This window comes from Clostridium sp. (assembly GCF_050717545.1).
Taxonomy (GTDB): domain Bacteria; phylum Bacillota; class Clostridia; order Clostridiales; family Clostridiaceae; genus Clostridium_AD.
Genome location: NZ_JBOITN010000038.1, coordinates 92,525 through 99,389 on the forward strand (window position 1 = coordinate 92,525; position 6,865 = coordinate 99,389).

Below are 6,865 nucleotides of genomic sequence, written 5' to 3' on the forward strand. Positions count from 1 at the left end.
TGTTGTTTTTTAAAATAGTAATTCACTCCTTTTAATTCGGGGGCAAGGCAATCTTGAGTGTTTTTATTTATATATGTTTCGGTAGTTCCACACTACGGCTGTCGCCGATCAAATTCGTTTATTGGTTGCTTGTGCTGATTGATGAGTATGAACTTCTCCGAAGTGAATTGCAATAAGAGGCGAAAAAACATTGAAGTTCTTAATGCGATTTCACGTTTCGAGCTCGGTTGCAAGTCAGGTAGGATAAGTGGTCTATTCTCCACAGGTATCAAGAGCATACCAGTGAACTCCATATTTATAGCCTGTTACTGTGTTGCCACCTATTGTGTTATGGTGATTGGTGTTAGAAGTTGAATAGACACCACCTTTAGCTATAATACCATTGCTTGAGCTGATTTTATTATTTTCTATAGTTATGTAGGCAGGATCAGCTACTCCATTCCAGTCAAGTAATATTCCATTACCTTTCTCAGGTTTATTAGTATCTCCGCTCCTATTTGTATCAGCTATAAAATTATTTGATACAATGGTGTTTGTTGTTCCGGCAACTATGGCAATACCATTACTTTGCGCTGATAATACGTTGTTTCCTGTAACAGTGGTCCCAGTTGTAGCAAACAGACATATTGCGCCTAAACTTCTACGACCAAATATTGATTCTTCCACTGTATTCCCGCTAACAGTATTGTTATTTGATTGCCATATTTCTATTTGATTAAATCTGTTATTTATAGATGTATTGCCTATAACTCTATTTCCATTACTAACTTTTGTGCTTCCACCATAAACTGTGATACCTTCCTGACCATTTCCTACGCATTGATTATTACTTGCTACAGAACTTGTTGTACCTTTTCCAGAAGGGACTAACATTTGATAAAGAAATTAGTAGTATGTCTGCGGTAATACCTTTTTTGATATTGTTTTTTAACATTTTTATTTACTCCTTTTGGGTTTTCTATTTTAGGAAAAATTGACCAATAATACATATTACTTTATCGTTAAAAATATATTATTCTTTAGTGGCTATCCAATTATTTGTGTTATAATAATTGTAGAAAATTGTACTATTTAATACAGTTACAAGAAAATATTAGCATAATATAGGGGTAGAAAAGGTATTAGAATCGAGGATAATTGTTAGCTGGGTAGCGACAAAGGAGAGGTATAAGTTGTATATAATAAATTGAATGCAGATAAAGGGGTTTGATAATTTACTAAAAGCATTCAAAATAGTTAATTTACATAATAATGAATGGACGCTTGATATTGTAGGTGAAGGAGAAAATGAAAAATTACTGGAAAAATTAATTTATAAGTTAGACTTAAATTAAAAAGTTAAAATACATAAGTTTACTAATAAAGTTGAGGTTGATTAGAGTGGCTTCAATTTATGCGATGTCATCGAGATTGGAAGGTTTTGGATTAGTGGTAACGGAGGCATTAGAATTAGGTGTTCCAGTTGTAACTTTTGAAACAACTGGTCCAAGTGAAATCATTGAGAATGGCAGATGCGGAATTATTGTACAGAATAATAATATTGAGGCATTTGCAGACGCACGGGTAATTCTAGTTGATAGTTATAATAAGAGATTAGAGTACACAATAAATAGAATAAAAAGAGTTAAGTATTTTTATGGGGAAAATGTAAAAGCTCAATGGAAGAATTGCTTCGAAAATGTAATGAAGTTATAACTGTAATATAAAAAGGGGGGATATAATGGGATATTTGGTTAGCGTTGTTATTCCAGTGTATAATAAAGAAAATAAAATTAGAGAAACATTTCAGTCTATTGTTAATCAGACTTATAAAAATTATGAAATAGTTATAATAGATGATGGATCAAAAGATCGAGGAATTGAAATCATTAGGGAGCTTCTTAGTTTAAATAACTCAATTAAGTATAAAATTATTATTCAGAAAAATTCAGGAGTCAGTATAGCAAGAAATAAAGGAATTGAAAATTCAAGTGGAGAATATATATTTTTTATAGATGGAGATGACATTATAAAACCTGAATGCTTAGAAACTTTGGTTAATAATATGATACATAATAAAAGTGATATGTCTGTTTGTGGTTTTAAAGTTATGGAAAATAACAAGGTTGTTAATCAATTATATACAAAAGGAATTTGCATACATGATATGAAAGATTATTTGAAAATGTTTATTATGGGTAAAACCTACATATATATGGGAAATGCCTTATATAAAAGAAAAATAATAATAGATAATAATATAGAATTTGATAATAAATATAAATATAATGAGGATCAGATATTTGCATACAAATATATCATAAGTTGCAGAAACATTGTACAAGATAATGGAATCTACTTTATTTACTTTAGAGGAAAAGATTCAGCAACAATGAAGGCGGTTGATGAAAGATATTCTAATATAAATATATTTTTAGATTTTATTAAATATTTGGGAAATGATAAATTTTCTGAAATAAATGATACTATAACAAAACTTATCTATAATTATAAAATTCCAGTAAGTATATTAAACGCGTGTTATGACTTAATTGGATTAAACTATTCAATTAAACAGTTTATTAATGTTTTAAACACTGATAAATATTTATTTAATATGCTAGGCAATTATTCAAAACAATATAGTATAAAAAGATATTACAAAATTAATTTATTAAGAACAAATCCTTATTTAATGTTTTATATAATAAGATTGGAGAAGTTTATAAAGAAATTTAAATAGCAATCAACAATATAATATTAAACAGTATAATTGCATTAAAATTAATAAGAAAATAGAGGTAGATAAATTTGGAGATTAATCAAAGAAAAGCGGGAATTATTTTATCTTATATATCAATGTTTTTTAGTATTATCATAGGGATTATATATGTCCCTATATTACTACATTTTTTGGGGAAAGAACAGTATGGCCTTTACCAATTGATGGGCTCACTAATAGCATATATAGCAGTTATGGATTTTGGATTAGCAAACACAATAACAAGATATTATTCAAGGTATTTAGCTTTAAAAGATGAAGAAAATCAATCTAACATTTTAGCGATATCAGCTATCATATATGGAGCTATTACAGTGATTGTTATAATAGCTGGTGCTATTATATATTTTAAATTGGACAATATATTTTCAAAATCATTAACACTAAACGAGCTAGGCAAAGCTAAAGAAATATATATTATAATGATGATAAATATAGCAATAACAATACCTTCAAATATATATACTGCTGTAATAAATTCACATGAAAAATTCATTTTTGTAAGAGTATTGTCAATTATTCAAACCATGCTTCAACCGTTTGTTGTAATTGCTGTTATGTATTACAAAGCAGATGTAATAGGGTTAGTTATAGTACAAACAGTATTTAATGTTGTTACAATAAGTATAAAGGCGTATTACTCTATTAACAAGATAAAGATAAAAGTAAAACTGTATAGTTTTAATAAAGTTATTGTTAAGGAGATGACAATATTTTCATTTTATATATTTTTAAATGTAGTAATTGATCAAATCTATTGGAAAACAGACCAATTGATTTTGGGTATAATATCAGGAACTTCAGCTGTAGCAGTGTATTCAATAGCGTCTCAATTAGATACATATTATATAAATTTTTCATCTAGTGTCAACAGCGTTTTTTTACCCCAAATCTCAGCTATAGTAGCTAAAACAGATGATATGACTGAAATAAATGGTATGTTTAAGAAAGTAGGTCGCATCCAATATGCGATTATGTCCATGATACTTACCGGATTTGTATTATATGGTAAAAGTTTCATAGGATTTTGGGCAGGAAAGGATTTTGAAACTGCTTATTATATGTCGCTAATAGTTATGGTTCCTCTGTTAATACCATTAATTGAAAATATGGGAATAGTAATTTTGCAAGCAAAAAATAAGCATGCCTTTCGTTCTAAAATATATATATTTATTGCAATATTAAATGTTGCAATATCAATACCACTTGCAAAAATGTATGGAGGATTTGGTTGTGCTATAGGGACTTCGATAGCACTTATCATTGGTCAGTGGTTTGTTATAAATATCTATTACCATAAGGTAATAGGAATTGATATAATAGGTTTTGCAAAAGAAATTTTATCAATGTCTTTGCCAATAGTAATAGTTGTGTGTGTCGGTTTAGCCGTAAATTACTATATAGTTACGACAAGCATTATGATATTGTTTATAAAGATGATTGCATACATATGTACCTTCTCTGGAATGATGTGGTATTTGGGTTTCAATCAATATGAAAAGAGTGTATTTTATTCCATATTTAAAAAAATTAAAAGGAGAAGGTAAGGCGTATGATTAGTATTATAAATAAAAAAAATTGCTCAGGGTGTAAAGGTTGCTATAATATTTGTCCTCAAAAATGTATTGAAATGCTTGTTGATGAAGAGGGTTTTTGGTATCCAAAGGTTAACGAAAATAAATGTATTGAGTGTGGATTATGTGAGAAAGTATGTCCTGAAATTAATATTTACTTTAATGGGAGAGCATACGATAAGCCCAACTGTTATGCAGCGTGGAATAACAATAAAAGTATACGTGAAGACAGTTCATCTGGAGGAGTATTTACGAGCTTAGCCGAGTGGATACTATTAGATGGTGGAGTAGTTTTTGGTGCAGGATATAATCAAGATTTTAATATAATTCATAAAGAGGCACATACAATAGGAGAATTAAAGGAATTACGTGGTTCAAAATACGTTCAAAGTGATATTAATGATACATTTAGCAAAGCGAAACAATATCTAGAAAAGGATAATAAAGTGTTATTTACAGGTACTTCATGTCAAATAGCAGGCTTATATAGTTTTCTCCAGAAAGAATATGATAAATTATACACTTGTGACATAGTTTGCCATGGCGTACCATCACCTATGGTGTTTCAAAAATATAAGCAAAATCTTAAAAAAGAGTATAATTCAAGTATTAAGAGAATAACTTTTAGGAATAAGAAATATGGATGGAAAAAATATTCTGTATTGATACAATTTGAGAATGATGCATTGTACAGTAAACTGGCAGCAAATGATATATATATGCAGGGTTTTTTAAAAAATTACTATCTAAGACCATCCTGCTACAAATGTTCATATTCGAATATTTCTCGTGTAAGTGACATAACGCTAGGAGACTATTGGGGTATAGCTAGTAAATACCCAGAACTTGATGATGATAAAGGAACTTCCTTGCTTTTAGTTAATACCGATAAAGGTAAAACAATGCTTAAAGAATGTAAAAGCAATATTTTTATTCAGAAGTGTGATTTAGACCATGCTATAAAGGGCAATCCATGTATAATAAAATCTGTGAAAGAGCCAGATTTACGAGAAAGTTTTTTTGAAGATGTAAATCGTAGGGATTTTAATTATGTGATTAAAAAATACATGAGCCCGCCATCATGGATTAAAAGGAAAATCATGTTTAGTAAGAGAGCGCTAACAACTGTGAAAAAAAGAATCAACAGGTTGTTGTAAAGAAAATTTACTAAGTGACGGAAAGAACAAGGTTTATACATGCAAATTACATTCAGGTTGTGTTAATTAATATGTGTATAGAGATTATAAACTTAAAAAATAAACATTTGATGAATATTATTATAAGAATACAAGTTATAAATATAAGCTGTATATAATGAAACTCTTAGCGACTTAGCTCTGAGAGTTTTATTTTGATTACTTTTCACAAGAGACAGTGAAGTTATTTTGTAAGAGAAGGAATAGGCTAATTTCCATTTAATTAAATGTAAAAAAATAGAGGAGTAAGTATTTAGTGGGTGTATGTACCTGGTGTACATTTTCACACTAAAGAAAAATTATGAGAAATGTAAAAATGTAATATATAAAATATCTTTTTATTCGGTCATTTGCGTATGAAACATTAGGTGTAAGATGGTTAAATGATCTAGGATGTGATGATTACAATCTGCAAGGATATTTTGAAAGTGGGTAAAATGGTAAAATATGAAAATATTATAGGAAAAGGACGGAGGGTCACAGCACCATATTAATTAATCCTGACTCTGACCCTGATCAAAATCTAGAAGAAAATTCAAAAATGACGCAGCCTCAGTTAAACGAGGAATAAAAATGTATAAGGATAATGGACGTATTATTATACAGGATGAAATTAATGCTAAAAATAGTTCCTATATATGGTGGGTTGTAAATACACAAGCGGATATTGAAGTGAGCAATGACAAAAAATATTTAGTATTAACTAAAGATGGAAAAAGACGATGGGTTGGAAAATCAATCTGTTAATTTATACTTTTGTGCTTCTAGATACAAATAAACTCCCCCTTGAAACAACAGATGAAAATAAAATCTGCTATTACAATGGCGAGCTCTGTATCTTATCTATAGATGTTTTACCTAAATAGTATTTTGTAAAGTAGAGATTTAGTTATCTCTATTTTACTGTAATGGAAAGTTCTTTTGAAGTAATTGAGCCAGTAGTAAGATTTTTAGCGTAAGCAATAACTGTATAGTTTATTGCTTTACTAGGTTTAAAAACAAAATAATTAGGTGAACTAAAATCTCTTAACAAGTAGGGTACACCATTAACAACAGCAACAAATTTATACTGTGTATTAGTAGACCCAGTAACTGAAGTAGTGTACTTAACACTATTACCTAGAGAAATAGGTGAAGATTTATTAGTTGTCACACCGGTAATATTAAATGGTGGTACAGATACTACAAGGGAGAGTTCCTTTGATATAATTGAACCAGTAGTAAGATTTTTAGCATAAGCAACAACTTTATAGTTTTTAGCACCAGAAGGTTTAAAAACAAAAGAATTAGGTGAACTAAAATCTCTTAACAAATAGGATTTACCATTAACAACA

The 6,865-nt window shown here is 29.1% G+C and carries 8 protein-coding genes; 6 read left to right on the top strand and 2 right to left on the bottom strand.

The features are described 5' to 3' along the window. Positions 1-252: 252 nt before the first annotated feature. Complete coding sequence (locus ACREVX_RS13710; RefSeq protein WP_431544751.1) at positions 253-873, bottom strand: right-handed parallel beta-helix repeat-containing protein; 621 nt, start codon at positions 871-873, stop codon at positions 253-255. A gap of 317 nt (positions 874-1,190) precedes the next feature. Between ACREVX_RS13710 and ACREVX_RS13715 the strand changes: the two genes are divergently transcribed. The 6 genes from ACREVX_RS13715 (at position 1,191) to ACREVX_RS13740 (ending at position 6,278) form a co-directional block, all read left to right on the top strand. Then, complete coding sequence (locus ACREVX_RS13715) at positions 1,191-1,334, top strand: glycosyltransferase (RefSeq protein ID WP_431544752.1); 144 nt, start codon at positions 1,191-1,193, stop codon at positions 1,332-1,334. A gap of 46 nt (positions 1,335-1,380) precedes the next feature. Further along, the gene (locus ACREVX_RS13720) at positions 1,381-1,695 is read left to right on the top strand and encodes a glycosyltransferase (RefSeq protein WP_431544753.1); all 315 of its coding nucleotides are present in this window, start codon (positions 1,381-1,383) and stop codon (positions 1,693-1,695) included. A gap of 25 nt (positions 1,696-1,720) precedes the next feature. Further along, entirely contained in the window at positions 1,721-2,722 is a 1,002-nt protein-coding gene (locus ACREVX_RS13725; RefSeq protein WP_431544754.1) for a glycosyltransferase family 2 protein, read from the top strand. Positions 2,723-2,790: 68 nt separating this feature from the next. Continuing rightward, positions 2,791-4,308 carry a lipopolysaccharide biosynthesis protein gene (locus ACREVX_RS13730; RefSeq protein ID WP_431544756.1) on the top strand — a complete coding sequence of 506 codons (1,518 nt, stop codon included), beginning with the start codon at positions 2,791-2,793 and terminating at the stop codon, positions 4,306-4,308. A gap of 5 nt (positions 4,309-4,313) precedes the next feature. After that, the gene (locus ACREVX_RS13735; RefSeq protein WP_431544757.1) at positions 4,314-5,492 is read left to right on the top strand and encodes a Coenzyme F420 hydrogenase/dehydrogenase, beta subunit C-terminal domain; all 1,179 of its coding nucleotides are present in this window, start codon (positions 4,314-4,316) and stop codon (positions 5,490-5,492) included. A 612-nt stretch (positions 5,493-6,104) separates the two neighbouring features. Further along, positions 6,105-6,278 (top strand): hypothetical protein, encoded by a 174-nt coding sequence (locus tag ACREVX_RS13740; protein ID WP_431544758.1) that lies wholly within the window; start codon positions 6,105-6,107, stop codon positions 6,276-6,278. Positions 6,279-6,426: 148 nt separating this feature from the next. Here ACREVX_RS13740 and ACREVX_RS13745 read toward each other — a convergent pair. Continuing rightward, positions 6,427-6,865: hypothetical protein (locus ACREVX_RS13745; RefSeq protein ID WP_431544759.1), on the bottom strand; the 439-nt coding region annotated here is incomplete at its 5' end.